Annotated in this window: 25 protein-coding genes; 19 read left to right on the top strand and 6 right to left on the bottom strand. The window is 64.7% G+C overall.

Translation table 11 applies throughout. The features are described 5' to 3' along the window. Positions 1 to 20 precede the first annotated feature (20 nt). The gene (locus RB623_RS17230) at positions 21 to 1,079 is read left to right on the top strand and encodes an aldo/keto reductase (RefSeq protein ID WP_308058135.1); all 1,059 of its coding nucleotides are present in this window, start codon (positions 21 to 23) and stop codon (positions 1,077 to 1,079) included. Between the two features lie 24 nt (positions 1,080 to 1,103). Continuing rightward, the gene (locus tag RB623_RS17225; protein WP_308058134.1) at positions 1,104 to 1,700 is read left to right on the top strand and encodes a hypothetical protein; all 597 of its coding nucleotides are present in this window, start codon (positions 1,104 to 1,106) and stop codon (positions 1,698 to 1,700) included. A gap of 307 nt (positions 1,701 to 2,007) precedes the next feature. Here RB623_RS17225 and RB623_RS17220 read toward each other — a convergent pair whose 3' ends face one another. From RB623_RS17220 to RB623_RS17210, 3 genes are all read right to left on the bottom strand, one after another. After that, positions 2,008 to 4,503, bottom strand: a complete 2,496-nt coding sequence (locus tag RB623_RS17220; RefSeq protein ID WP_308058133.1) for a right-handed parallel beta-helix repeat-containing protein — start codon at positions 4,501 to 4,503, stop codon at positions 2,008 to 2,010. A gap of 258 nt (positions 4,504 to 4,761) precedes the next feature. Further along, entirely contained in the window at positions 4,762 to 6,048 is a 1,287-nt protein-coding gene (locus tag RB623_RS17215) for a glycosyltransferase (protein ID WP_308058132.1), read from the bottom strand. A gap of 4 nt (positions 6,049 to 6,052) precedes the next feature. Then, positions 6,053 to 6,991 carry a GntR family transcriptional regulator gene (locus RB623_RS17210; protein WP_308058131.1) on the bottom strand — a complete coding sequence of 313 codons (939 nt, stop codon included), beginning with the start codon at positions 6,989 to 6,991 and terminating at the stop codon, positions 6,053 to 6,055. A 215-nt stretch (positions 6,992 to 7,206) separates the two neighbouring features. Here RB623_RS17210 and RB623_RS17205 point away from each other — a divergent pair, with 215 nt between their 5' ends. The 10 genes from RB623_RS17205 (at position 7,207) to RB623_RS17160 (ending at position 15,850) form a co-directional block, all read left to right on the top strand. Next, on the top strand, positions 7,207 to 8,268 hold the full coding sequence (locus RB623_RS17205) for a spermidine/putrescine ABC transporter substrate-binding protein (protein ID WP_308058130.1): 1,062 nt from the start codon (positions 7,207 to 7,209) through the stop codon (positions 8,266 to 8,268). Positions 8,269 to 8,485: 217 nt separating this feature from the next. Beyond that, the gene (locus RB623_RS17200; RefSeq protein ID WP_308058232.1) at positions 8,486 to 9,322 is read left to right on the top strand and encodes an ABC transporter permease; all 837 of its coding nucleotides are present in this window, start codon (positions 8,486 to 8,488) and stop codon (positions 9,320 to 9,322) included. Further along, complete coding sequence (locus RB623_RS17195) at positions 9,319 to 10,083, top strand: ABC transporter permease (protein ID WP_308058129.1); 765 nt, start codon at positions 9,319 to 9,321, stop codon at positions 10,081 to 10,083. Before RB623_RS17200 ends, RB623_RS17195 begins: the two co-directional genes overlap by 4 nt. Continuing rightward, complete coding sequence (locus RB623_RS17190; protein WP_308058128.1) at positions 10,080 to 11,147, top strand: ABC transporter ATP-binding protein; 1,068 nt, start codon at positions 10,080 to 10,082, stop codon at positions 11,145 to 11,147. The genes RB623_RS17195 and RB623_RS17190 overlap by 4 nt, the downstream gene beginning before the upstream one ends. A gap of 18 nt (positions 11,148 to 11,165) precedes the next feature. Next, entirely contained in the window at positions 11,166 to 12,440 is a 1,275-nt protein-coding gene (locus RB623_RS17185) for a glycosyltransferase (RefSeq protein ID WP_308058127.1), read from the top strand. Between the two features lie 169 nt (positions 12,441 to 12,609). Then, positions 12,610 to 12,963, top strand: a complete 354-nt coding sequence (locus RB623_RS17180) for a cupin domain-containing protein (protein ID WP_308058126.1) — start codon at positions 12,610 to 12,612, stop codon at positions 12,961 to 12,963. Between the two features lie 8 nt (positions 12,964 to 12,971). Further along, positions 12,972 to 13,313 (top strand): cupin domain-containing protein, encoded by a 342-nt coding sequence (locus RB623_RS17175; protein ID WP_308058125.1) that lies wholly within the window; start codon positions 12,972 to 12,974, stop codon positions 13,311 to 13,313. Between the two features lie 27 nt (positions 13,314 to 13,340). Continuing rightward, the gene (locus RB623_RS17170; RefSeq protein ID WP_308058124.1) at positions 13,341 to 13,685 is read left to right on the top strand and encodes a cupin domain-containing protein; all 345 of its coding nucleotides are present in this window, start codon (positions 13,341 to 13,343) and stop codon (positions 13,683 to 13,685) included. A gap of 14 nt (positions 13,686 to 13,699) precedes the next feature. Continuing rightward, positions 13,700 to 15,208, top strand: a complete 1,509-nt coding sequence (locus RB623_RS17165; RefSeq protein ID WP_308058123.1) for an aldehyde dehydrogenase family protein — start codon at positions 13,700 to 13,702, stop codon at positions 15,206 to 15,208. 168 nt (positions 15,209 to 15,376) lie between these two features. Next, positions 15,377 to 15,850 (top strand): SRPBCC family protein, encoded by a 474-nt coding sequence (locus RB623_RS17160; protein ID WP_308058122.1) that lies wholly within the window; start codon positions 15,377 to 15,379, stop codon positions 15,848 to 15,850. 72 nt (positions 15,851 to 15,922) lie between these two features. Here RB623_RS17160 and RB623_RS17155 read toward each other — a convergent pair whose 3' ends face one another. Both RB623_RS17155 and RB623_RS17150 read right to left on the bottom strand, forming a co-directional pair. Beyond that, the gene (locus RB623_RS17155; RefSeq protein WP_308058121.1) at positions 15,923 to 16,051 is read right to left on the bottom strand and encodes a hypothetical protein; all 129 of its coding nucleotides are present in this window, start codon (positions 16,049 to 16,051) and stop codon (positions 15,923 to 15,925) included. Positions 16,052 to 16,143: 92 nt separating this feature from the next. After that, positions 16,144 to 17,394 carry a DNA recombination protein RmuC gene (locus RB623_RS17150; RefSeq protein ID WP_308058120.1) on the bottom strand — a complete coding sequence of 417 codons (1,251 nt, stop codon included), beginning with the start codon at positions 17,392 to 17,394 and terminating at the stop codon, positions 16,144 to 16,146. Positions 17,395 to 17,498: 104 nt separating this feature from the next. On the opposite strand from RB623_RS17150, the gene def reads away from it, so the two are divergent. The 7 genes from def (at position 17,499) to ptsN (ending at position 23,575) form a co-directional block, all read left to right on the top strand. Then, positions 17,499 to 18,029, top strand: coding sequence for a peptide deformylase (gene def / locus RB623_RS17145; RefSeq protein ID WP_308058231.1), 531 nt, complete (start codon positions 17,499 to 17,501; stop codon positions 18,027 to 18,029). Positions 18,030 to 18,511: 482 nt separating this feature from the next. Continuing rightward, positions 18,512 to 19,117, top strand: a complete 606-nt coding sequence (lptC, locus tag RB623_RS17140) for an LPS export ABC transporter periplasmic protein LptC (protein ID WP_308058119.1) — start codon at positions 18,512 to 18,514, stop codon at positions 19,115 to 19,117. 14 nt (positions 19,118 to 19,131) lie between these two features. After that, entirely contained in the window at positions 19,132 to 19,695 is a 564-nt protein-coding gene (locus RB623_RS17135) for an LptA/OstA family protein (protein ID WP_308058118.1), read from the top strand. After that, positions 19,695 to 20,510 carry an LPS export ABC transporter ATP-binding protein gene (gene lptB / locus RB623_RS17130; protein ID WP_308058117.1) on the top strand — a complete coding sequence of 272 codons (816 nt, stop codon included), beginning with the start codon at positions 19,695 to 19,697 and terminating at the stop codon, positions 20,508 to 20,510. Before RB623_RS17135 ends, lptB begins: the two co-directional genes overlap by 1 nt. Before the next feature lie 181 nt (positions 20,511 to 20,691). Continuing rightward, positions 20,692 to 22,212: an RNA polymerase factor sigma-54 gene (rpoN, locus tag RB623_RS17125; RefSeq protein WP_308058116.1), complete on the top strand. Its 1,521-nt coding sequence runs from the start codon at positions 20,692 to 20,694 to the stop codon at positions 22,210 to 22,212. A gap of 257 nt (positions 22,213 to 22,469) precedes the next feature. Further along, entirely contained in the window at positions 22,470 to 23,048 is a 579-nt protein-coding gene (gene hpf, locus RB623_RS17120; protein ID WP_308058115.1) for a ribosome hibernation-promoting factor, HPF/YfiA family, read from the top strand. 62 nt (positions 23,049 to 23,110) lie between these two features. After that, the gene (gene ptsN / locus RB623_RS17115) at positions 23,111 to 23,575 is read left to right on the top strand and encodes a PTS IIA-like nitrogen regulatory protein PtsN (RefSeq protein WP_308058114.1); all 465 of its coding nucleotides are present in this window, start codon (positions 23,111 to 23,113) and stop codon (positions 23,573 to 23,575) included. 58 nt (positions 23,576 to 23,633) lie between these two features. On the opposite strand, the gene RB623_RS17110 is transcribed toward ptsN, so the two are convergent. Continuing rightward, positions 23,634 to 23,891 (bottom strand): DUF1150 family protein, encoded by a 258-nt coding sequence (locus RB623_RS17110; RefSeq protein ID WP_308058113.1) that lies wholly within the window; start codon positions 23,889 to 23,891, stop codon positions 23,634 to 23,636. Between the last annotated feature and the right edge of the window lie 37 nt (positions 23,892 to 23,928).

The raw sequence follows: 23,928 nt of genomic DNA, 5'->3' as shown, positions 1-23,928 counted from the left end.
CCGTCGCGAGGGAGGGTTTCATGGAATACAGGCTGCTCGGAAAATCCGGCCTCAAGATCTCCACCATCACGCTCGGCACCATGACGATGGGCGGCGGGGGCGTTTTCGCCAAGGTCGGCAATGTCGGGCTCGACGATGCGCGCCGGCAGATCGACCTCTGCATCGACGCCGGCGTCAATCTCATCGACACGGCCGACATCTATTCCACCGGCGGCTGCGAGGAGATCGTCGGCGAGGCGCTCGGCGGCAAGCGTAAGGACGGCGTGCTGATCGCCACCAAGGCGCGCTTTCCCATGGGCGACGGCCCCAACGATCGAGGCCTGTCGCGCCACTATCTGATGCGCGCCTGCGAGGCCAGCCTGAGAAGGCTGCGCACCGACGTCATCGATCTCTACCAGGTGCATGAATGGGACGGCCAGACGCCGCTCGAGGAGACACTCGAGGCGCTCGACACGCTCGTGCGCCAAGGCAAGGTGCGCTACATCGGCTGCTCCAACTATTCGGGCTGGCACCTCATGAAGGCGCTCGGCATCTCGGCGGCCGAGCATCGTCAGCGCTTCATAAGCCAGCAGATCCATTACACGCTGGAGGCGCGCGAGGCCGAATACGAACTTGTCCCGATCTCCATCGACCAGAACCTCGGCATCCTCGTCTGGAGCCCGCTCGCCGGCGGGCTACTCTCTGGAAAGCACCGCCGCGACCGGGCTGCGCCGGAAGGCACGCGCCAGCTCGCCGGCTGGAGCGAGCCGCCGATCCGCGACGAGGAACGGCTGTGGCGCATCGTCGACACGCTGGTCGGCATCGCCGACGCCCGGGGCGTCTCGGGCGCGCAGGTGGCGCTGGCCTGGCTGCTCGGCCGGCAGGGCGTCACTTCCGTCATCATCGGCGGCCGCACCGAGGCCCAGCTCAAGGACAATCTCGGCGCGGCCGATCTCAAGCTCACCGACGACGAGCGCGCCCGCCTCGACGCCGTCAGCGCGCCGCCGGTGCTCTATCCCTACTGGCACCAGTTGTGGACGGCGAACGACCGGCTCGGTCCGGCCGACCTGTCGTTGCTCGGCCCGCATATCAAGAAATAGCCGGCAGCAACCGAGAGGCCACTCATGTCAGCCCTGCTCGCCGGCGAACTCGCCTGGTACGCTACCGGTCGCTTCTACCAGGCCAGCAAGGACGATTCTCTCGCCGACTACGGCTATTTCCTGCACCTGCCCTTCATCGAGGCGCCGCTGTTCGACGGAGCAATTTCCGAGACGACGGCGCATTTCACCTTCGCCGCAAAACCGTTCAAGGCGCCGGAGATCGACAATGGCGCGCTGAAACTCGGGCTCGATCCGGTCGGTGAGTTCTCGCTGTATCTTCAACGCCGGCCGGCGGGAACCTACGACAACCCGGCGTCCTTCGGAGAAGGCAAGCGCATCGCCACCTTCCGCCGCACCAGCATGGTGGTGGGCACGACGGTCGACGCCACGGTCGGCAAGAAAACGGTATCGGTCGTCGGCGCCAACGTGTTCTCGGCGCGGCTCACCGCCAGCACGCCATTCGAATTCGGCGGCCACCGCTACGATCTCTCCGATCATCTCGGCCCGGGCATCACCCAGTTCGGAACCGCCGGGACGGTTCCGATCGAGCCTACGCCGAAAGGCTACAAGCTCGTGTTGCCATTCACGGGATCGGCCGTTGCATTGGGGCGCACGGCCTGAATCGCTGCGAGAGCATTTCCGGGTAAATCCGGGTCGCTCTGCCGGAGGGCGTTTGGCCCAAGGTCGAGGGTTTCGGCGAAGGTCGTATCGGTGATACGGCCGAGCCGGAACCCAAAGGATTTGGGCCAAATGCACCCGGCCCGAAGGGTTTCCCGCTGGCGGGCGCCCGCTGCGTCGAGCCGCTCGGCCGTGGCGCCACCACGACCTTCGCTCAGGGCGAGCCACGCGTCTCGCCCGTCCTTCGGACCCTGGCGGATCGCCTCGCCATCGGAGAAACAGAGCTGACCCGGATTTGCCCGGAAATGCTCTAGTTCGCGTCCACCGCCGCGCCGTCGGCCGTGCGGTTGTCGGCCAGCATGAAACGGCCCCCGCCCTTCAGCTTTCCAGCGACCGACAGGTTGGCCTCGATCGGTTTGCCGGCGAAGACGCTGTTCTGCAAGGATCCGCCAAGCGCGGCCTCGTTGACGCTGACGTTGTTGACGGCGCGGCCGCTGTCCTCGAAGCGGATGTCGCGGCCGTTGAACAGCGCGCCGGCCGCCACCGCGATGTCGCGCGTCGCCAGCGTGGCGTCCTGCTGCAGCAGGCGGCGCAGCCCGTTGTTGGAAAAGCTGGTGCCGGCGACCGACACTTCCGCGCCCCCGGCCACGAGCAGCCCGTACTGGCCGGCGTCGCGGATACGCCCGCCGTCGAAGATCACGGCGTTGCAGTTGCGCGCGTCGACCGCCCGGTTCGAACCGCTGATATCGCAATTCTCGAAGCGTAGATTGCGGCTGCGCCACTCGAGCATCAGTTCCCCGCCGGCCTTGAGCGGCGCCGGCGCGGGCGCGACCTCGATATTGGCCGTGTTGGCGGGCGCATAGCGGGTAACGTAGAGCACGCCGCCGTCATAGGCGATCTTGTCGCCGATCTTTACCGCTCGCGGCAGGCCCGGCTTCGCGCCGCCGGAATCGACCGACAGCACCGTGGCGCCCGCCTCGATGCCGGCGGCAAGCGCGCCGGCGGAGGTTTCGCCGCCGATCGCCAACGTCGCGCTGGACGCGGTCGACACCGTCGCGATCCTGGCCCGCGCCGAACCGGCAAGCTCCTCGCCCTCCAGGAACGGAACCCAACCTTCCAGCAACTGCACGTTCACCGTGGTCTCGTCCGGAATGGCGGCGATGCTGCCGGCGACGCCGCTTTTCCCTCCCGTCACCGGCTCGCCCAGCACAAAACCCTCGCTGGAATCGACTTTCAGCGAAAGCAGCGGGAACATCGAGCCGGCAAGCCGGCATTCGCGCATCGACAGGCCGTCGCAGTCGCTGACCAGCGTGCGGCCATTGACCTTGCAGTTTTCGAAACGAAGATTGCCCTCGCATTGCTGCAGACGCAGTCCGCCCTGGCTGACCTTGGCGTTGCCGTCGATGTTGCGGAAGGTGATGTCGCCAAGAAAGTTGCGGACGTTGACGATGTCTACCGTGTCCGAAAGATCGGCCTCCATCACGACATTGGCGATCTCGATGTTCTTCCAGCGCGGCTGGTCCTGGTAGCGCGCGCCGGTATTCGGATCGTCGGCATATTTCGAGGTGCCGAATCCCGACACGTCGATGATCGCGCGCGCATTGATGCCCGACCCGGTGATGTTGTAGGCAACGATGTCGCGCAGGGCGATGTTCGAATAGACTTTCCCCTGGTCGTCGGGATGGGCGTAACGGTCGCCTTCGTCGCCGACGACGAGGTCGAGCAGTTGTGCGCCGTTGCGGTTGATCCCGTCGTCCAGACCGTCGAAATCGACCTTGCTGATCTGCACCGCATAGGCCGAAGAGATCGCGATCAGCCGCGCGGTGTTGCGCACCCGCAGATTCTCGAAACGAATATTGTTCGGATGGTAGCTGTGGGCGTCCTTTTCCTTCGGCAGCACGAACGGTTTTATCACGTTGCCGTCGGCGTCGAGCGGGAAATCGCGCCCGGACGTGCTCCAATGCACCAGGATCGCATCGCCGTGGACGCTTTTGGGCGAGGCGCCTTCGATGACGAGGTCGTTGGCGAAGACGCCGGAAATGCGACCCATGCAGGCGATGGCGTGGGCGGACGCAGAACCTTCGGCCCGCGTGATCTTGAGGCGGTCGAACGACGTGCCAGTGACAAGGTCCGGCGCCACAAGCCTGCCGCCCTCGCGCACCGGATCGTAGAAAGATCTGCCGACGGTGATGCAGGTTCCGTAGGAGCCCTGGCCGTTCTGGATACCCTTCGGGATATGGGCGCGGATCTCCATGTCCTCCAGCGAGACGCCGGAGGCCAGGATGTTGACGCCCTCGTTCTCGCGATCGATTGCGAGGTAAAGGCCGCAGCGCTCGCGTCCGACGCCGCGGATCGAGACCGGATGGTTCAGCTCCAGCGTGCCCTTATGCGCGAAATAGGCATCGATCAGCACCGGCGCGCCGGACACGGCGCAGAAATCCCGCGTGGCCTGTACGGCCGCGGCATCGTCGGTCTCGCCGTCGCCGATTGCGCCCAGCATCAGCGGCGAGGCGGGATTTTCGTCCAGCAGGAAATACCGCCTGTCGGCGGTGGGGAACCAGGCAGCCTCAGGGTAGCGCGCCGTTTCGTCGGCATCGCTCAGCCTGTAGCGCGCGCCGCCGCGCGTCGGATGTAACGCGGCATCGTAGGCGAAAGTGGCGACGCGGCTGACGCCCTCCGGCACCGATTTTTCCGCCGCCGTCACCTTGTCGGTGAGTACGGTCAGCGCCGTCGCATCCTGCGCAAAGGCGGCCTGCACGGCGACGACCGCGGTCCCGGCGCCGATCAGGAAACTGCGTCGATCCATAAGAAATGCCTCGCTCCGATGAAACCTGAATGCCGCGCCTTAGAGGCCCCAAGACTTGGGGCAATCTAAGGCCTGTTGAGATTCAGGTCAGGGCGAGTCGAAAATGGCGGATTTCGAGAACCGGAACGCAGCGTATGTTCTGATACGTGAGTACCGGAAGCGCAGAAAGTCGCCATTTGCAGGCGGCCATGGCCCGAATATCAACAGGCCTTGGGGCGGCATACCGGGTTTTTGTACGACAGCGATCCGAGGTGCTGCTCACAGCAGCGCGAGGATGGCGTCGGCCGCGCTCTCGCGGCCCGACTCGGCCGCCATCGCCGCAGCGTTGGCGCGTAGTCGTTCCCGCATCGCGCCGTCGTTCAGCAGGCCGAGAATGTTTTGCCCAAGCTCCTGCGGCGTCCAGGCCGAGCGATCCAGCCATCGGCCGGTGCCCATCTCCTCGGCACGTCGGGCATTGTCATGGCCGTCCCAGCAATAAGGCATGACCAGCGACGGCACGCCGAAGGCGAGCGCCTCGCAAAAGCTGTTGTTGCCGCCGTGATGGATGAACAGATCGGCCTTTGCCACTACCGAAGGCTGCGGAAACCAGCCGTCGACGAAGACATTGTCGGGCACGGCGCGATAGGTATCGCGAAAACCGCCGACATTGACCAGGAAACGCGCCGGCAGCGTTGAAAACACCGCCAGCATGCGCTCGATGAGTTCCACGTCCATCGCGCCCAGGCTGCCGAAGCTGACATAGACCAGCGGACCGCTGTTGCGCGGCAGCACCGGTGCCTCGAACGGTCCCTCCTCCCGCACGCAGCCTTGCAGGTAGACGAATTTTTTCGCGTCGAGCGGCGTGGCGCGACGCCTTGCGACGATCTCGGGCGTCAGCAGCAGGTTGAGCCAGGGCGACGGCTCGAGGAATTCGCCGGGAGACAACCGGCGCATACCGAGCGCGGCGCGAAAGCCGTTGTAACGCTCATGCGCCGGCGCCACCGCCGCGCGGTAGCGCCGCTCGAATTCGGTGCGACCTATTTCATCATCGGCCGCGAGGCCTGAGAGATAGGGCGGCACGTTTGCGTCCGGCAGCTCGGTCTCGGCGCAGGACACCACCCGCACCCAGGGGACGCCGGCGGAGGCGATCGCCGGAAACATCACCACATTGTCCAGCACGACGGCGTCAGGCTTCAGCCGCGCCAGGGCCTGGCGCAGCGGCGCCTCCGCCTTGATCGCCGTGTCGACGATCGCCTCCCAAGTTGGCGCCACATAGGTCTCGATCTGGTCGAGCGGCGACAGCCGGAAATGTGGCAGGTGGCGATTGACGAAATCCTGCCAGTAGCTCTGGCGCTCGCTTTCCGTCAGCGCCTCGTCGGTCGGCAGCGGGATTTCCTGGAACCCGTAGTCGGCGAATACGCCCGAGAAACCGGCATGGCAGAGGAACACCGGCCGCGCACCCCGCTCCCGCAGTGACTGTGCGATACCGACGCAATTCAGCGCCGCGCCAAAACTGGCTTCCGGAAAGAAGGCAACCGTCGGCCGGCCGTTCGACGTTCCCGCCATAACGTCAGCCCGGCCGCCGGATCATGGCGGTCAGTGCCGGTGCCCCGCGGTTGGCCGCATGCGGCCTTTGGCTGCGCGACAGCCGCAGATGCACTTTCAGCAGGTCGGCGGCGACCTCGTATTGCCGGCTCTCGATCTGGTCGAGAATGGCGAGGTGCTCGCGCGTCGACTGACGCAGCCGGAACACGCTGACGCCCGGCGTGGCGCCCGGCAATTGCCGCAGCCGGTGGTGCGCAGCAAGGGCGTCGGCGACAAAACGGTTCGCCGCGCCCGCCGCGATCAACGCGTGGAACTCACGGTCAAGGCGCTGGCATTCACGCATGTCGAAGGTCGAATCCGGCGCCGCTAGCAGCGCCTCCATTGCCTGCCGCAGCGCCGACGCCTTTGCGCCGTCCAGCCGGAACCCCGGCGCGAGGATGGCTGTCGGCTCCAGCGCAAGGCGAAAATCGTAGCTCTCGGCAATCGCCTCCGGACTGTCCGGAGCCGGCCGGAACATCCAGGACTGGCCGGGGGCGCGCTCGATCAGCCCCTCCTCCGACAGTCTTGTCAGCGCTTTTAGTACCGTCGTTCGCTGGGTGCTGTACCGCCGCGCCAGCGCGGCCGCCGTCACCGTGCCGTCCAGCCGCCGGGCCGCCCGGTCGCGCAGTATGGCCGCCGCCAGATCGTCCTCCTCGGCGCTCGGCAGATCGGTCAGCGACCCGGACAGCGTCGAGAGATCGGCGGCAAGCCGGAACCCATCGTCCTGCACCCACCCGACCAGCCCCTGTTCCGCCAGCAGGCGCAATGCGGCGCGAACCGGTGTGCGCGAGACGTTGCAGAGCGACGCGATCTGCTGCTCCGGCAGGCGTGCGCCTGGTTCGAAGCCGCCGGCGCGCGCCACATCCAGGATGCGCTGGGCGAGATCGATATGGCTGGTGCGAGGTTTCTTGTCTGCCGCCTGCATTGTCGCCCGATCATGGATCGAGGTGTGGTGCGCCGCCGGAGGCAAGCGTTTCGAACGATCCGTGCAAATTATGGATTGACGTACTTTTTTCTGCAATAGTACTGTCAATCAAAAGCAGCCGGAAACAGGCTGGGGAACTGGGCGGCCATAAGCGGAACATCCGGATGGGCGCCTGACAAAGACAATCGTCGTTTCAACAGGAATGGGAGTCCGTCATGACCGCGCCGTCCCGGCAGTTTTCGTGGAGCGCCCGCTCCGCCCTTTTCGGCCTCGCGCTGGCCTTCGCCTCGCCGGCCGCCGCGCAAAGCCTCGTCATCTCCAACTGGGACGGCTACATGGCGCCCGACGCCATGGACGCCTTCAAGGCCGCGACCGGCGTGTCCGGCGAGGTGGTGAAACACGCCACCAACGAGGAAATCATGGGTAAGCTCGTCGCCTCCGGCGGCAAGGGCTACGACGTCGTCTTCGTCTCCTCGCCCTTCGCCGAGGTGCTGAACAAGCTCGGCCTCGCCGAGCCGATCGACCATGCCAAGGTGCCGAACCTCGCCAACCTGTATCCCGAAGCGACCAAGCTGCCCTACGACCCGGGCAATGCCTTCTCCGTGCCCTACACCTGGGGAACGACCGGCCTGTGCTACCGCTCCGACCTGGTGAAGACGGAGCCTGCCTCATGGAACGATCTGCTCGCGCCCTCCGACGACCTCAAGGGCAAGACCACGATGCTGGCCACCGACCGCTGGCTGCTCGCCGCCGGCCAGCTTGCCAAGGGATTTTCGGTCAACGAGACCGATCCGGCGAAGATGGAGGAGGTCAAGAACCTGCTGATCTCCGCCAAGAAGACGCTGCTCGCCTATGACGACACGACCTTCTACTCGAAGCTCGTCTCCGGCGAGGCGCTGATGGTGCAGGCCTGGGACGGCTGGTGCAACTACGGCATCACCGACAACAAGGACATCAAATATGTGATCCCGAAAGAGGGCTCCGATCTCTGGCTGGACACGATGGTGGTGATGAAGGCCTCCGAGCACAAGGACGATGCCTTCAAGTTCGTCAACTTCATGCTCGACGCCAAGAACCACGGCTGGGCGGCGCAGAACATTCTTTACAAGGTGCCGAACAAGGCGGCGATGGACTCGCTGCCGGCCGAACTTTCCGCGCAGTACCCCAACATGGCGATGCCGGTGGCCGATCTGGTGAAGTTCGAGGAACTGCGCGACGTGGGCGAGGCGCAGCGCGAATATTCGAAGATCGTCAGCGAGATCAAGGCGGCGCAGTGAACGGCGCTTACCCTCCCCCTTGTGGGGAGGGTCGCCGAGCGATTGGAGCGTAGCGGAAATTGCGAGGCGGGGTGGGGGTAGAGACGCGCAAGGGTGAGCGGATGGCATTTCGCCATACCCCCACCCCGCGTCAAAAGCCGCGCTGTGCGCGGATTTCGCCGCGACCCTCCCCACAAGGGGGAGGGTAAGGCCAGTGACCTCCCGCTCCACCCTGCTGATGGCCCCTGCCTTGGCTTGGCTGACCGGGCTGATGGTCGTGCCCTGCGCGCTGGTGCTGGCGCTCGCCTTCTTCAGGCGCGGCATCTATGGCGGCGTCGAATACACCTTCACGCTCGAGAACTTCGCGCAGGTCTTCGATCCACTCTATGCCGGCATCTTTCTCAACTCCGCCCGCATCGCCGGCACGGCGACGCTTATCGCCGTCGTCATCGGCTATGCGGCTGCCTATGCCATCGCCGCCGCGCCGCGCCACCGCCAGCCGATCTACCTGTTCTTCGCCGTGCTGCCCTTCTGGTCGAACTACCTGATCCGCACCTATGCCTGGATCGTGCTGCTCAACCGCGAGGGGCTGGTCACCCAGTTTTTGCGCTGGTTCGGCTATACGGGTGAACCGCCGTCGATGCTCTACACCGAAGGCGCGGTGATCGCCGGCCTCGTCTACAACTACCTGCCCTTCGTCATCCTTGCCTGCTACGCGCCGCTGTCGCGGCTCAATCCGGAACTAGCGGAAGCCTCACGCGACCTCGGCGGCTCGGCCTTCACCACTTTTCGCCGCATTGTGCTGCCGCTGACGCTGCCCGGCATCGCCGCCGGCGCGGTGTTCGTGTTCGTGCTGTCGATCGGCAATTTCGTCACCCCGGCGCTGCTTGGCGGCGGCCGCTTCCAGATGATCGGCAACCTTGTCTACGACCAGTTCCTCACCGCCAATGACTGGCCGTTCGGCGCCGCACTGTCGATGGTGCTGATCGCCATCATGATGCTGCTCTTGACCTTGCAGGCTTTCGCCGCCGAACGGGCATCCGGCCGCGCCACGGTCAGGGAGGAAGCGGTATGAACCGCGCCATCCTCGTCGCCGTCTTCGCTTTCCTCTATATCCCGATCGCGGTGTTGGTCGCGCTGTCGTTCAACGAGGGCGGCCTGCCGACCGTCTGGTCCGGATTTTCGTTCAAATGGTACGTCTCGCTGGCGTCCAACAACGACATATTGTCGGCCGCGCTCAACACGCTGATCGTGGCAATCGTCTCGACGGCAATCGCCACCCTGCTCGGCACCTTGCTGGCGCTCGGCGTGGAGATGCGGCGCAAGCGCGGCTCGGCGCTGGAGGCACTGATCTTCGCGCCGATGATCATCCCCGACATCGTGCTCGCCATAGCGCTGCTGTCGTTCTTTTCCATGCTCGACGTCACTATGGGCCTGCACACCATCGTGCTGGCTCATGTCGTCTTCAACATCGCCTTCGTCTGCTCCGTCGTGCGGGCGCGGCTGAAAAGTTTCGACTGGTCGATCACCGAGGCGTCCGCCGATCTCGGCGCCTCGGCGGTCACCACCTTCCGGCGCATCACGCTGCCGGTCATCCTGCCGGCGGTGGTCGCCGGCGCGCTGCTCGCCTTCACGCTGTCGGTCGACGAGTTCATCATCGCCTATTTCACCGCCGGAGCCGGCCGCGCCTCCACCACGCTGCCGATGCAGATCTATTCGATGATCCGCTTCGGCATTACGCCGGAGATCAACGCGCTCGCCACCATCGTCATGGCCGTCAGCGTCATCGCTCTCACCCTCTCGCAGCGCCTCAATCGCGGGATGATCGGCCAGTGACCCGCACGCTGCTCGCCATCGACCGGGTGACGAAAAACTTCGGCCGCATCGCCGCCGTCGACGACGTGTCGCTGGCGATCCGCGAGAACGAGTTCTTTGCCCTGCTCGGTCCGTCCGGCTGCGGAAAAACCACGCTGCTCAGGATGCTGGCGGGCTTCGAGACGCCGAGCGCCGGAAAAATCCTGCTCGACGGCAAGGACATTTCCGCCGTCCCGCCCAACCGCCGGCCGGTCAATCTGATGTTCCAGTCCTACGCCCTGTTCCCGCACATGACGGTTCGTGCCAACATTTCCTACGGCCTCGAGATGGAGCGGCTGCCAGCGGAAAAAATCCGTGCTCGCGTCGACGAGATCATGGCGACCACGCAGCTTTCCCAACTGGCCGATCGCAAGCCGGAGCAGCTTTCCGGCGGCCAGAAACAACGCGTCGCGCTTGCCCGCGCGCTGGTGAAAAGGCCGCGCCTGCTCTTGCTCGACGAGCCGCTCGGCGCGCTCGACAAAAAGCTGCGCGGCGCCATGCAGATGGAACTGAAGCGGCTCCAGCACGAGGTCGGCATCACCTTCATCGTGGTCACCCACGACCAGGAGGAAGCGCTGGTCATGGCTGACCGCATGGCGGTTCTGAAGGATGGCCACCTGCTGCAATGCGATACGCCGCACGAGATCTACGAGCGGCCCGCTGACCGTTTTGTCGCCGACTTCATCGGCGTCATGAATTTTTGTGAGGGCAGCGCCGAGCAATACGGCGTGCGGGCGGCCAACGACGCACTGATCGCCGGGACGCTTCCGGACGATCTAAGCCCGGGTAGCGCGGCTATCGCCGCCGTACGTCCCGAGCGGGTGGCGCTGTCCCCTACGGCAGACATCGCCAACCGCGTCTCCGGCACGGTTGAGGCGCTCGCCTATCACGGGCTCGACCTGCAGCTTCACATCCGCACGGCGCTGACCGAAAAACCCTTCCTCGTCCGCGTCACCGCCGACGCCGCCAACCGCCGTCCGGTCAAGGCCGGCGATACAGTCGAGATCGGCTGGGCGGCGGAAGACACGCGCATTTTCAGGAACTGAGTTCTGTTGGAGGCAGGCATGGCCCAGAAAACGATCGCATTCTTTCCCGAAGCCGCCTACGGGCCGGCACTGAACTCGGTCGGGATCGCCCAGGCGGTGCAGGCGCGCGACCACAAGGCGGTGTTTTTGTCCGATCCCGGCTTCGTCGACGTCTATAAGGGTTATGGCTTCGAGGCGTATCCGGTGAATCTTTCCGAGCCGATGCCGCCCGAGCAGATGGCAAAATTCTGGGAAGATTTTATCAACGGCCACATCCCGAACTTCCGCAAATCGCCTTACGACCAGGTCGACAATTATGTGAAGGACTGCTGGACGGCGATCGTCGACAGCGCCAAATGGGCCCAGCGCGACTTGCCCGGCGTGCTGGAGAAAATCCAGCCCGACGTCATCTGCGTCGACAACGTCGTGCTGTTCCCGGCCATCAAGCAGTTTGGCAAACCCTGGGTGCGCATCATCTCCTGCTCGGAGAACGAGATCGAGGACGACGGCATCCCGCCGCATCTCTCCGGCTGCGGCGAGAACGACCACGCCTGCCACAAGGCCTATCGTGAGCATTTCAACGAAGTGATCCGGCCGATCCACGAGGAATTCAACTTCTTCCTCAGGACCTGCCAGGAGAACCCTTATCCGATCGGCCAGTTCTTCGAGGCTTCGCCCTATCTCAACCTGCTGCTCTATCCGGAAGCCGTGAAATTCAACCGCCGGCATCCGCTCGATCCGGCAAGATTCCAGTATCTGGAGGGCTGCGTGCGCAAGGAGGCGCCTTACGAGATGCCCACTTTCGCGAAGAACAATGACGGGCCGCTCATCTATGTGTCCTTCGGCTCGCTTGGCGCCGGCGACACCGACCTTTTGAAGCGCATCATCGCGGCGATCGGCAACAGCCGTTTTCGCGCGCTGGTCAATGTCGGCGGCTACAAAGAAGCCTACAGCGACGTGCCCGGCAATGTGATCATCGAAAGCTGGTTTCCTCAACCTTCGGTCATCCCGCAGGTCGATGCCGTCATCCATCACGGCGGCAACAACTCCTTCACCGAATGCCTGTTCTTCGGCAAGCCGGCCATCATCATGCCCTATGTCTGGGACGGCCATGACAACGCCACCCGCGTCCAGGAAACCGGCCACGGCTTCAAGATGCCGCGCTACGACTGGACCGATGCGGAACTGATCGCCAAGCTGGAAAGCTGCATTTCCGATCCGGTAATGCAGGCGAAGCTCGTCGCCACCTCCAAACATATGCAAAGCCAGAACGGCCCGGAAAAGGCGGCAGGCCTGCTGGAGGGGCTACTGTGAGGGGCGCCGGCCTCTACCCTCCCCCCTGTGGGGAGGGTCGCGCCGGAGGCGCGGGGTGGGGGTCCGCCAGTCTGACGGTACGGTCGGGCAAACGTGACGAAAAGCCATCTACCCCCACCCCGATCCGCTGCGCGGCTCGACCCTCCCCACAAGGGGGAGGGTAAAGATAGTGACTTCCTCCGCCCCTCATCTCCACGGCGCCTCAACCCGCAGCGACCTCGTCGACTGGGGTGTGCAGCCGGACGCCATCTCCGGCGCCTCGCATTCGCGCGGAAGACTCGTCCACAAGGGACCGGACAACCGCCCTGAATGCGGCATCTGGGTCTGCACGCCGGGCCGCTGGCGACTATCGATTCCGCGCGACGAACTCTGCCATTTCGTCGCCGGCCACGCCACCTACCGCTCGGACGACGGCGAGGTCATCGAGGTCGAAAAGGGAACGGTCGTGCTGTTTCCCGCCGGCTGGTCCGGCGAATGCGACGTGCACGAGACCATGCGCAACATCTACATCCTGGTCGCCTGAGGTTTTTCATGACGACACCGAACTGGCCCGATGCCGCCTTGGTCGCCCTAGACGATTGGGGACCCGGCGCCAACACGATTGCCGGCAACCCGCATGCATCCGGAAAGATTCTCTCCGTCAACGCCGACGGCTCCAGCGAATGCGGGCTGTGGTCATGCACGCCGGGCACGCGCAAAGTCGCTTTCGCCACCGACGAGTTCTGCTATTTCATCGGCGGCCGCGGCACCTATGTCCGCGACAGCGGCGAAGAAATTCCGGTCCAGGCCGGCGCGGTCGTCTTCTTCCCGGCCGGCTGGGCGGGAACCTCGATCATCACCGAAACGCTCAGCAAAGCCTTCATGTGCCGCTGACCGCACCTTTTGAACAAGGACACAAGCATGACCACGCCCGTCTGGAAAAACCCGCTCGCCTTCACCGATCTCGTCGACTGGGGCGTCATCCCCACCATGATCGAGGGCCAGTCGCACACCTCCGGCAAGCTGCTGCACAAGGGGCCGGACGGGCGCTCCGAATGCGGATTGTGGGTCTGCACGCCCGGCAAATGGGAATGCCACGTCACCCGCGACGAGTTCTGCCACTTCCTCGAAGGCCGCTGCACCTATGTGCACGAAAGCGGCGAGGTGATCGAGATCACGCCCGACACCGCCGCCTTCTTCCCACAGGACTGGAAGGGCGTCTGCACCGTCCATGAGACGATCAGGAAGGTTTATATGATCCGCTAGGGTCGAGGCAGGTCATGACGTTTTCACCCCATCAGCCGACGCTCTTCGTCAATCCAAACTTCCGGCCGATGGCGGGCACGCAAAGACCCGTCATCGACCCCGCCACGCTGGAGACGGTCGGCGCGATTTCCGCCGCGACCGCGGCCGAGATCGAAGTGGCGCTGGACGCCGCTACCGCCGCCCAGGCCAAGTGGAAAAAACTCGACGCCAAAAGCCGGGCAAAACACCTGCACCAGGTTGCCAACGCCATCGAACAAGCCGACTTCACCCGCTGCGCCGAGTTGATGGTGCGCGAGATGGGCAAACCCTATCCGGAAGCGATCGGCGAAATCGCCAATTGCGCACCGGTGTTTCGGTATTACGCCGAGATGGCGCGCGACGAGGCCGGGAAAATCGCCGGCACCACGCAGGCCGGCTCGTTTCAGTATGCGCGCTACGAACCCTACGGCGTATCGGTGCACATCATGCCGTATAATTTTCCGGTGCTTTTGATGTGCTGGACCGTCGCCGCCTCGCTCGCCGCCGGCAATGCCTGCGTCATCAAGCCGGCGGAAGCGACGACGCTTTCGACGCTCGACTACATGAACGTTTTTCGCTCGCTGCCGGAAGGTCTTGTCTGCTGCCTGCCCGGCAACGCCGCGACCGCCCAGGCGCTGATCCAGTCACCGCGCACGCACGCCGTCGCCTTCACAGGCTCCGTGGCGGCAGGCAAGGCAGTGGCGGTCGCCTGCGCCGAACGCATGAAGCCCTGCGTCATCGAGGCTGGCGGCTCCGATCCGATGATCGTCTCGAAACATGCGCCGCTCGACGTCGCGGCGGCGGGCGCGGTGACGGCCGCTTTCCATCTCTCGGGACAGGTCTGCACTTCTGCCGAGCGGTTTTTTGTCGTCGACGACGTGCACGACACCTTCGTGGAGAAATTCGCCGCCGAGACGCGAAGACTGCGCATCGGCAACGGCCTCGACAGATCAGAGATCGGACCTCTGGTCAGCGAGGCGGCGCGCGCCAAGGTCATGCGACTGGTCGACGACGCAGTGCGCAGCGGCGCGACGGCCGTCACTGGCGGCCGCATCCCGCCGGCCAACAATGTCGGCTGGTTCTATGAGCCGACGATCCTCACCGGCGTCACGCCGGACATGGCGATCTGCCGGGAAGAATGTTTCGGGCCGGTCGCCGCCATCTGCCGCGTCAAGGATTTCGACGAGGCGATAAGGCTTGCCAACGACAGCCCGTTCGGCCTCGGCGCCTCGATCTTCACCACCGACCTCGCCGAGGCGCATGAGGCCGCCGAGCGATTGGAGGCCGGCATGGTGTGGGTCAACAATCCGCTGATCGACAATGACGCCCTGCCCTTCGGCGGCTGGAAGGCGTCCGGCCTCGGCCGCGAGCTCGGCCGCCAGGGTCTCGACGCCTTCCGGCGCTCGAAGATGGTGATCATCGACCACAAGCCGACGATACAGGAGTGGTGGTATCCCTATCCGGACGACTGGTTCCGGGCGGCCGGCGGCCGCAAGCACGTCTGACCCTGTCAGGAGAACGCCCCGCGCGGGGTAGCGCGCGTCGGCATCGACGCTATTTTCCTGCCCACGTATGCGGGTCAGCAAGGCGGCCCGCGAAAAAATTCGTGGCGTCTGTCGGAACCTTCGGCCCATTGGCGTCCTAGGCTCGAAACCAGCTTTCAGGAGAAAAGAATGACCGACACGACCAAGGGCGACCGCGAACTGGTGCTGACCCGCATCCTCAACGCGCCGCGCGAAAACGTCTATCGCTGCTGGACGGACCCAAAAATCCTGCCGCTGTGGTTCGCGCCAAAACCATGGACCACGCCGAAGGTCGAGGTCGACGTGCGGCCGGGCGGATCCAACCTGTTCGTCATGGCCGGACCGGACGGCACCGAGTTCCCCAATCGCGGCATCTACCTCGAAGTGGTGCCCAACGAGCGCCTCGTCTTCACCGACGCCTTCGTCAGCGCCTGGGAGCCGTCGGAAAAGCCGTTCATGACGGGCATCCTCACCTTCGAGGATGCCGGTCCGGGCAAGACCAAATACACGGCCCGCGTCCTCCACTGGACGGCCGAGGACCGCGAGGCCCATGAGAAGATGGGGTTTCACGAGGGCTGGGGCCAGTGCGCCGATCAGCTCGAGGACGTCGCGGCGAAACTCTGAAGCAAACAAACAGGCACTTATGGCCGCTCCGTGATCGGAGCGGCCATGGCAATAAGTCAGTTCAGGACGAGGCTATTTCTTTTCCTTGATCTTCATAGCCGGCACGGCCGGCGCGTGCAGCACCGGGGCAGCAGCCGGCTTCTTGGCGTCCTTCTTCGGCTTGCGGGCTTCCTTGCCCGGCCTCATCGAACCTTTGGCCATATCCAATCCTCCTGTTGATCCTGCAACAACTGAATCAGGAGTTTTGCCGTCGCGCAAGATGCCCCGCGCGCCCATGCATATTCAGCTTCAGTTCAGGCCGACCCATCCTCGACCACCCGCAGCCGGAGCTGCCCGGTCTTGCTCTGCGCGCTGTGCGCCGGTTCCGGCTCGATCGCAGCCGGCGGCGGATCGCCGAATTCCAGTGCTTCGATCTTCTGTCCGCGCTTGGCGACTTTCGACGCCGAGATCAGGATGTCGTCGATATCCTTGTTGGCCTGGCCGAAATGCACCTGCAATTTGCGCACGCGGTCGTCCAGCCTGGAAAGATCCTCCATCAGCCGCACCACCTCGCCCTGGATGAGATGCGCCTGCTCGCGCATCGAGGCGTCCTTCAGGATCGACTGGATCACCTGGATCGACAGCATCAGCAGCGAGGGCGAGACGATGACAATGCGGGCGCGATGGGCGCGCTGCACGATCGGCTCGAAATTCTCGTGGATCTCGGCGAAGATCGATTCCGACGGCACGAACATGAAGGCCGTGTCGTGCGTCTCGCCGGGCAGCAGGTACTTTTCCGAGATCGCCCTTATGTGCACGTCGAGATCGCGGCGGAACGCCTGCTGCGCCGCCCTTTGCGCCTCGCCGCTCTGGTCGGCCTCCGCCGCGGCGCGGATGGCGTTCCACGCCTCCAACGGGAATTTTGCGTCGATCACCAGCGGCGGCGCGCCGTTGGGCATCCTCACCACGCAGTCCGGCCGGCTGCCGTTGGAGAGCGTGTGCTGGAATGTGTAGCCGCCCTGCGGCAGCCCGTCGGCGACGATCGCCTCCATGCGCGACTGGCCGAAGGCGCCGCGCGTCTGCTTGTTGGACAGGATCGCCTGCAACTGCACCACCTGGCCGGCCAGCGACTGGATGTTGTTCTGGGCCGTGTCGATCACCGCCAGCCGCTCCTGCAGGCGGGCAAGGTTGTCGTGCGTCGATTTGGTCTGCTCCGCCATGGTCTGGCCGATGCGGCCGGTCATGGCGTCGAGCCGCTGGCCAATCGACTGGTTGAGCTCGGCCTGACGCGCGCCGAGCACGTCGGCGACGGCACTCATGCGGCCCTGCATCTCGGCCTGGGCCCGCAGCAGGCCGGCCATGCGGGCCTCGGTGTCGCGCGCAAGGTCGGCTGCCTCGGCGGCGGCCACGGCGCGCGCTTTCGCCGAGCGCCACAGCGCCACGACGAGCGCCACGAGCAGAGCCAGCAACAGCACCGCGAACCCGGCCAGCGTGTGGCCGAGCGTCACCACCGTGGCGCCAAACTGGGCTACAGGCTGGGCAAGGAGTTGGGCAAGGTCGGTCATGCCGGCAAGAATAGCCGATTCGCCGGCGGCCTGCAGATCAAAACGGGAACGGTAGCCGCGTGACCCCCGTTGACGCTTTTCACGCAAGCCATTACCTGAAACGCATGTCGATCAAGCCGCTGATTATTCTTCCCGATCCGGTTCTGCGCCTGGTGTCCAAGCCGGTCGAGCGCTTCGACGCGCCGCTGCGCAAACTTTCCGGCGACATGCTGGAAACCATGTACGACGCGCCCGGCATCGGGCTCGCGGCGATCCAGGTTGGCGAGCCGCTGCGCATGCTGGTCATCGACCTCGCCAAGGAAGACGAGCCCAAGGCGCCGCAGGTCTTCATCAACCCGCAGATCGTCGAACGTTCCGACGAGCGTTCGGTCTACGAGGAAGGCTGCCTGTCCATCCCCGACTATTATGCCGAGGTCGAGCGGCCGGCCACGGTGCGGGTGAAATATCTCGACCTCGACGGCAAGCCGCGCGAGGTGACGGCGGAAGGGCTGCTGGCCACCTGCCTCCAGCACGAGATCGATCATCTCGACGGCGTGCTGTTCATCGACCACATCTCACGACTCAAGCGCGATATGGTCGTGCGCAAATTCCGCAAGCTCGCCAAGGATCGTCCGCCGAGCCGCATGGCCGTCTGACCGGTTTCGCCCGGTTCCCTGCGACCGACGGATGCTCTGAGGACAACACCCCTCACCTTTTGCTAAACTAAAGTCAGGAAAACTGCCCGATCGGCCGCCTTCCCGGAGATGTGGGGGCTGACAATTCGTTCAAACATAACCATATTGCCCAATTGTTGGCGCGCGACGGCATGATCTAAAGTGGCGCGCACGCGAGACTGGAAGCGGGCAGGACGTCCGCCATCTGGTCGAACGGACAGGTGCATCGGCTGTTCCGCGCTTGCGGAAGGGGGAAAGTCGAAGCGGCCTCAGGCAGTTGGCCATAATTTCGTGGCTTTCGGCACGTTGATCGCGGTCAGTCATCTTGGTGATCCGGCGCGACGGGTTCTGCCGGCGCTGCGACGCGAAACAGGTATGCTATGTTGGCAAGATCGCCGGATTCGAGCGACGCATCCCCTGAGGCCATTGCGGGCCCGGCCCGGCCGACGGCCGAGCGTTCCGCCATGTTCCGCAACGCACAGCGCCATTCGCGCCGGGTCGGGGTGCTCAAGATCGTCCTGCCGGCGCTGGCGGTGATCATGGCCGCCGGCTTCCTGCTGCAATCCTACCGCTCCACGCCGTCGGCCGACATCACGTCGCAGGAATCGACGGTCTCCGACGGCAAGCTGGTGATGGCCAATCCCAAGCTGGAAGGCTTCACCAGAGACAACCAGCCCTACGCCGTCAGTGCGTTGCGCGCCGTTCAGGACATTGCCAACGACGCCGTCGTGGAACTCCAGGAGATTGCCGCGACCGTGCCGATCGACATGGAGCGATCGGCAACCATCGATGCCGCGCGCGGCCAGTTCGACCGCACCACCAACATGCTCAACGTCGACACGCAGATCAACATCGCCACCTCGGACGGTGCGGTCGCGACGCTTGGCTCCGCCCTGCTCGATCTCAGCGCAGGCCGCATGTCGACCGACAAACCGGTCGAGATCAGCTACAAGGGGGGCACGATCACCGCCGACACGATGTCGGTCGAGGATCGCGGCAAGATCGTTGTTTTCGACAAACGCGTCCGTGTGCATATAGTGCTGCCGAAGAAAGAGACGGCCAGCCAGTGAGGGTGGGTAACGGGATGTTCGGGAAAAGCTTCAGTCTCTCCGCCTGCGCCGTGCTTGCGCTGGCGGCGCTGCCGGTCCTGCCGCTGCAAGCGCAGGAGGCGGCGGCCAACAATACGGCTACCGGGCGCCTGCAGGGGCTCAGCATCAACAGCGGCCAGCCAATCCAGATCGAGGGCGACAAGCTCGAGGTCATCGACGGCGAAAGCAAGGCCGTGTTCACCGGCAACGTCAACGTCACACAGGGCCCGACGCTGATGAAAGCCGGCAAGATGACGGTCTTCTATGCCAATGACGGCAGCGGTTCCTCTTCCACCGGTTCGGCCAACATCGACCGCATCGAGGTCGAGGACAAGGTCTATATCAAGTCCGACACCCAGGTTGCCACCGGCGACCGCGGCACCTTCGACATGACGAGCCAGACGCTGGTGCTGTCGGGCAAGGAAGTGGTCCTTTCCGAGGGAAAGAATACGCTGATCGGCTGCAAGCTCACCGTCAACATGAAGACGAGCAAGGCAGAGGTCGACGGTTGCAACCGCCGCGTCATCATGTCGATAACGCCCGGTTCGCAGAAAAACTAATGACGCAGCAGCAGTCCTTGCTAGCCCGCCTGTCGGGGCGGCTCGGCTTTGCGCCGGCCGCGCCAGCGGTCGTGCGGCATCGCGCCGAACTCAAGGGAACGCTGATCGCGACCGGCCTCACCAAGAGCTACAAGGGGCGGCAGGTGGTCAACGGCGTGTCGCTCGGCGTGCGCGCCGGCGAGGCAGTCGGTCTGCTCGGCCCCAACGGCGCCGGCAAGACGACCTGTTTCTACATGGTCACCGGCCTCGTGCCCGTCGACAAGGGCAGGATCGAGATCGACGGCTTCGACATCACCTCGATGCCGATGTACCGCCGCGCCCGCCTCGGCATCGGCTACCTGCCGCAGGAGGCCTCGATCTTCCGCGGCCTGAGCGTCGAGAATAACATCCGCGCCGTGCTCGAAGTGGTGGAACCCAGCCGCAAGGAGCGCGAAAAGGCCCTCGACGGGTTGCTCGATGAATTCCACATCTCACATCTGCGCAAATCGCCCTCGATGGCCCTGTCGGGCGGCGAGCGTCGGCGCCTCGAGATCGCACGGGCGCTGGCCAGCCGGCCGCATTACATGCTGCTCGACGAACCCTTCGCCGGCATCGATCCGATCGCTGTCGCCGACATCCAGCATCTCGTCCGTCACCTCACCACACGCGGCATCGGCGTCCTGGTCACCGACCACAATGTGCGCGAGACCCTCAAGCTCATCGACCGCGCCTACATCATCCACAGCGGCGAGATACTGAAGCATGGTTCGGCCGAGGACATCATCGCCGACACCAATGTGCGCCGCCTCTATCTCGGTGAGAGTTTTACCCTCTAACGCCGCGGGCATGCGCGGCGCGCGCAATCCCTTTTTGCCTTTTACCAAATGGCAAGACGTTTTTCCTACCGTCCGGCTTGACAAGCAAAAGCTGGGCCAGTTCATTGTTCCACTTTCCCGTCCCGCCATCTGCCAAGGCGGGACTGCGGGTGGCGTTGCGGTAGGAGTTGGACGACCGGACATGGCGCTTTCGGCCAAACTGCAGTTGCGGCAGTCGCAGTCGCTGATCATGACGCCGCAACTGATGCAGTCCATCAAGCTGCTGCAGTTCACACATCTCGAACTCGAACGCTTCGTCGATGAGGAGATCGAGCGCAATCCGCTGCTGGAACGCGTCGAGCCCCAGGAAGACGCCGCCACCGACCAGGTCCAGAAGGAGTTGGACGAAGGCGCGCGGTCCGAAGACTGGTACGAGGATGGCGGGGCCGTCACCTCCGAAACGATCTCCGACCGGCTCGACACGTCGCTGGAGAACGTCTTTCCCGACGATCCCGGCACCAGCGAGAAGCTCGGCCCCGATCTCGCCGCGCAGTGGAAATCGGCATCGACCGGCGGCGGTGGCGGCGACAGCGATGGCTTCGACCTCGAAGGTGTCGCCGCGGCGAAGCCGACGCTGCGCGATCACGTCGGCGAGCAGATCGCCTTCGCCTTTGCCGATCCCGCGTCGCGGCTGATCGCCCACGAACTCACCGACGAGCTCGACGAGGCAGGCTATTTTCGCGGCGACGCAGCCGAGATCGGTCTGCGGCTAGGCGCGCAACCCGGTGAGGCCGAGGCGGTGCTGTCGCGATGCAAATCCTTCGACCCGCCCGGCCTGTTCGCGCACGACCTTGCCGAATGCCTGGCCTTGCAGCTTCAGCGCAAGGACCGCCATGACCCGGCGATGCGGGCGCTGGTCGCCAATCTGGAGCTTCTGGCCCGCCGCGACTTCCAGGCACTGAAGCGGCTTTGCGGCGTCGACGAGGAGGATCTCCTCGACATGCTGGCGGAAATCCGAACGCTGGACCCCCGGCCCGGATTGGCCTTCTCGGGCGGCGCGGCCGACACCATAGTCGCCGACGTGGAGGTGCGCGCCGCTGGCGACGGCAGTTGGGCGGTCGAGCTCAATCCCGACACCCTGCCGCGGGTTCTGGTCGACCAGATCTATTTCACCACGGTGTCTCGGCACGCAAAGAACCAGGGGGAACGCGACTTCCTCACCGAATGCCTGCAGAACGCCAACTGGCTGACCCGCAGCCTCGACCAGCGGGCCAAGACCATCCTGAAAGTGGCCACCGAGATCGTGCGCCAGCAGGACGCGTTCCTGCTCCACGGCATCCGCCATCTGCGCCCGCTCAATCTTCGCAACGTCGCCGACGCCATCGGCATGCACGAATCGACGGTCAGCCGCGTCACCAGCAACAAATACATGCTCACCCCGCGCGGCGTTTTCGAGCTGCGCTTCTTCTTCACCGCCTCGATCGCTTCCGCCGGCGGCGGCGAGGCGCATTCGTCCGAGGCGGTGCGCGACCGCATCCGCCAGATGATCGACGAGGAAAAGCCGGACGACGTGCTATCCGACGACGCGCTTGTGGATATCCTGAAGAAGGATGGCATCGACATCGCGCGGCGCACCGTCGCCAAATACCGCGAGGGCATGAACATTCCCTCCTCCGTCCAGCGGCGGCGCGAGAAGCGGGCGATGAGCACCGCTGGCCGCTGAACAGCGGGTTTCCCTGGTGGACTGTCCCGAGCTTCCCCTGCGGCCGCTGCCGATTCATTGACAAGGCCTGCCGAACTCACTAGAAGCCCGCGCCCATAGGCCGGGCGATGTCGAAGGGATTTTCGTCGGGAGGCGGCACGTGGCTAACCTGAAGCTTGAGAAGGGCTGCCGTCGCTGAGCACTGTCATGCTTGTGCGCTCCCGCAACCGGTATAAACTCACCCCGTTGGAAGACTGAACAGGAAGGTCGGCGATCTCATGAGCCTGCGTATCTCAGGAAAGCACATGGATATCGGCGATGCGTTCCGCTCCCGTATCGAAGCACGCATCGGCGAGACGATCGACAAATATTTCGACGGAGGATTTGCCGGACATGTCACTGTCGCCAAGTCCGGCTCCCGCTTCACCGCGGACTGCATGATCCACCTCGACAGCGGCGCGGCGCTGCAGGCGACCAGCGACGCCCAGGACCCGATCATCGCATTCGACGGCGCGGCCGAGCGTCTCGAAAAACGCATGCGCCGCTACAAGCGCCGGTTGAAGTCGCGCAGCGGCAACGGCAAGGAGACCGACGTGGCCTATACGGTCATGGAGGCGCTCGCCGACGATGACGAGATCGAGGTCGCAGACGACTATTCGCCGGCCATCGTCGCCGAATCGACCATGGCGCTGAAGACCATGACCGTCGCCTCCGCCGTGGTCGAACTCGACACCAAGGAAAGCCCGGTCTTCGTTTTCCGCAATGCAGGCAACGATCACGTCAACATCGTCTACCGCCGACCGGACGGCAACATCGGCTGGATCGATCCGTCGACGACGAGATCAGCTCAGGGTTGAAACGGGGGATACCCGGCCAGGACGCTCCACGCGGCCGGTCCGGGCTACAAGAGGTATTTGGCATGGATCTCAGTGATCTGGTTCAGGTGCCGGCCATCCTGCCGGCCCTGAAGGCGAATTCGAAGAAGCAGCTCCTACAACTTCTGGCCGAGCGGGCGGCGGCGATCACGCATATTCCCGAGCGTGAGATTTTCGATACCATCCTGCAACGCGAGCGACTGGGATCGACCGGCGTCGGCAACGGCATCGCCATTCCGCACGGCAAGCTGGCGGGGGTCAAGCAGATCACCGGCGTGTTCGCGCGGCTGGAGCAGCCGGTCGATTTCGAGGCGCTGGACGACCAGCCGGTCGACCTTGTCTTCCTGCTTCTGGCGCCGGAGGGCGCCGGCGCGGATCATCTCAAGGCGCTATCGCGCATCGCACGCGTGCTGCGGGACGGCGATACCGTGGCAAAGGTGCGCGGCACCCGCGACGCCAGCGCCATCCATGCGCTGCTGGCATCGGCACCAACGTCGCACGCGGCTTGATTTTACGGGAAATCGATCGAGGCGGGCGGCGCGAGCCGCCCGTTGTCGTCTGGGATCTTCAGTGCAAAGCGACGGGAACGAGATCGTTCTCCAGAGCACCCGCAAGCGCCCGGTCGCGCTCGTCCGAAAGCAGGATCGGCCGGCCGTCGGCGGCAAACAGCGCCCACAGTTTCAGGCCGGGCTGGATTTCGGGAAGCCCCGGAAACTTGCCCTTCAGCTCCTCCGAGCCCATTTCGCGCAGGTAAGCCACGGTGCCTTCGCCGAGATGGGCGAGATCGGCCTGGCTCACGACCGGTCTGGTGTCTGTGCTCGTCATTTCAGCCTCCTTGTCGCGGGGCGTCCACATGACCAAC

It is taken from the genome of Mesorhizobium sp. LHD-90 (genome assembly GCF_030929505.1).
Lineage (GTDB): Bacteria > Pseudomonadota > Alphaproteobacteria > Rhizobiales > Rhizobiaceae > Kumtagia.
Note: the sequence above shows the minus strand (reverse complement) of the source record. Positions and strands in the feature narration are given on the sequence as shown.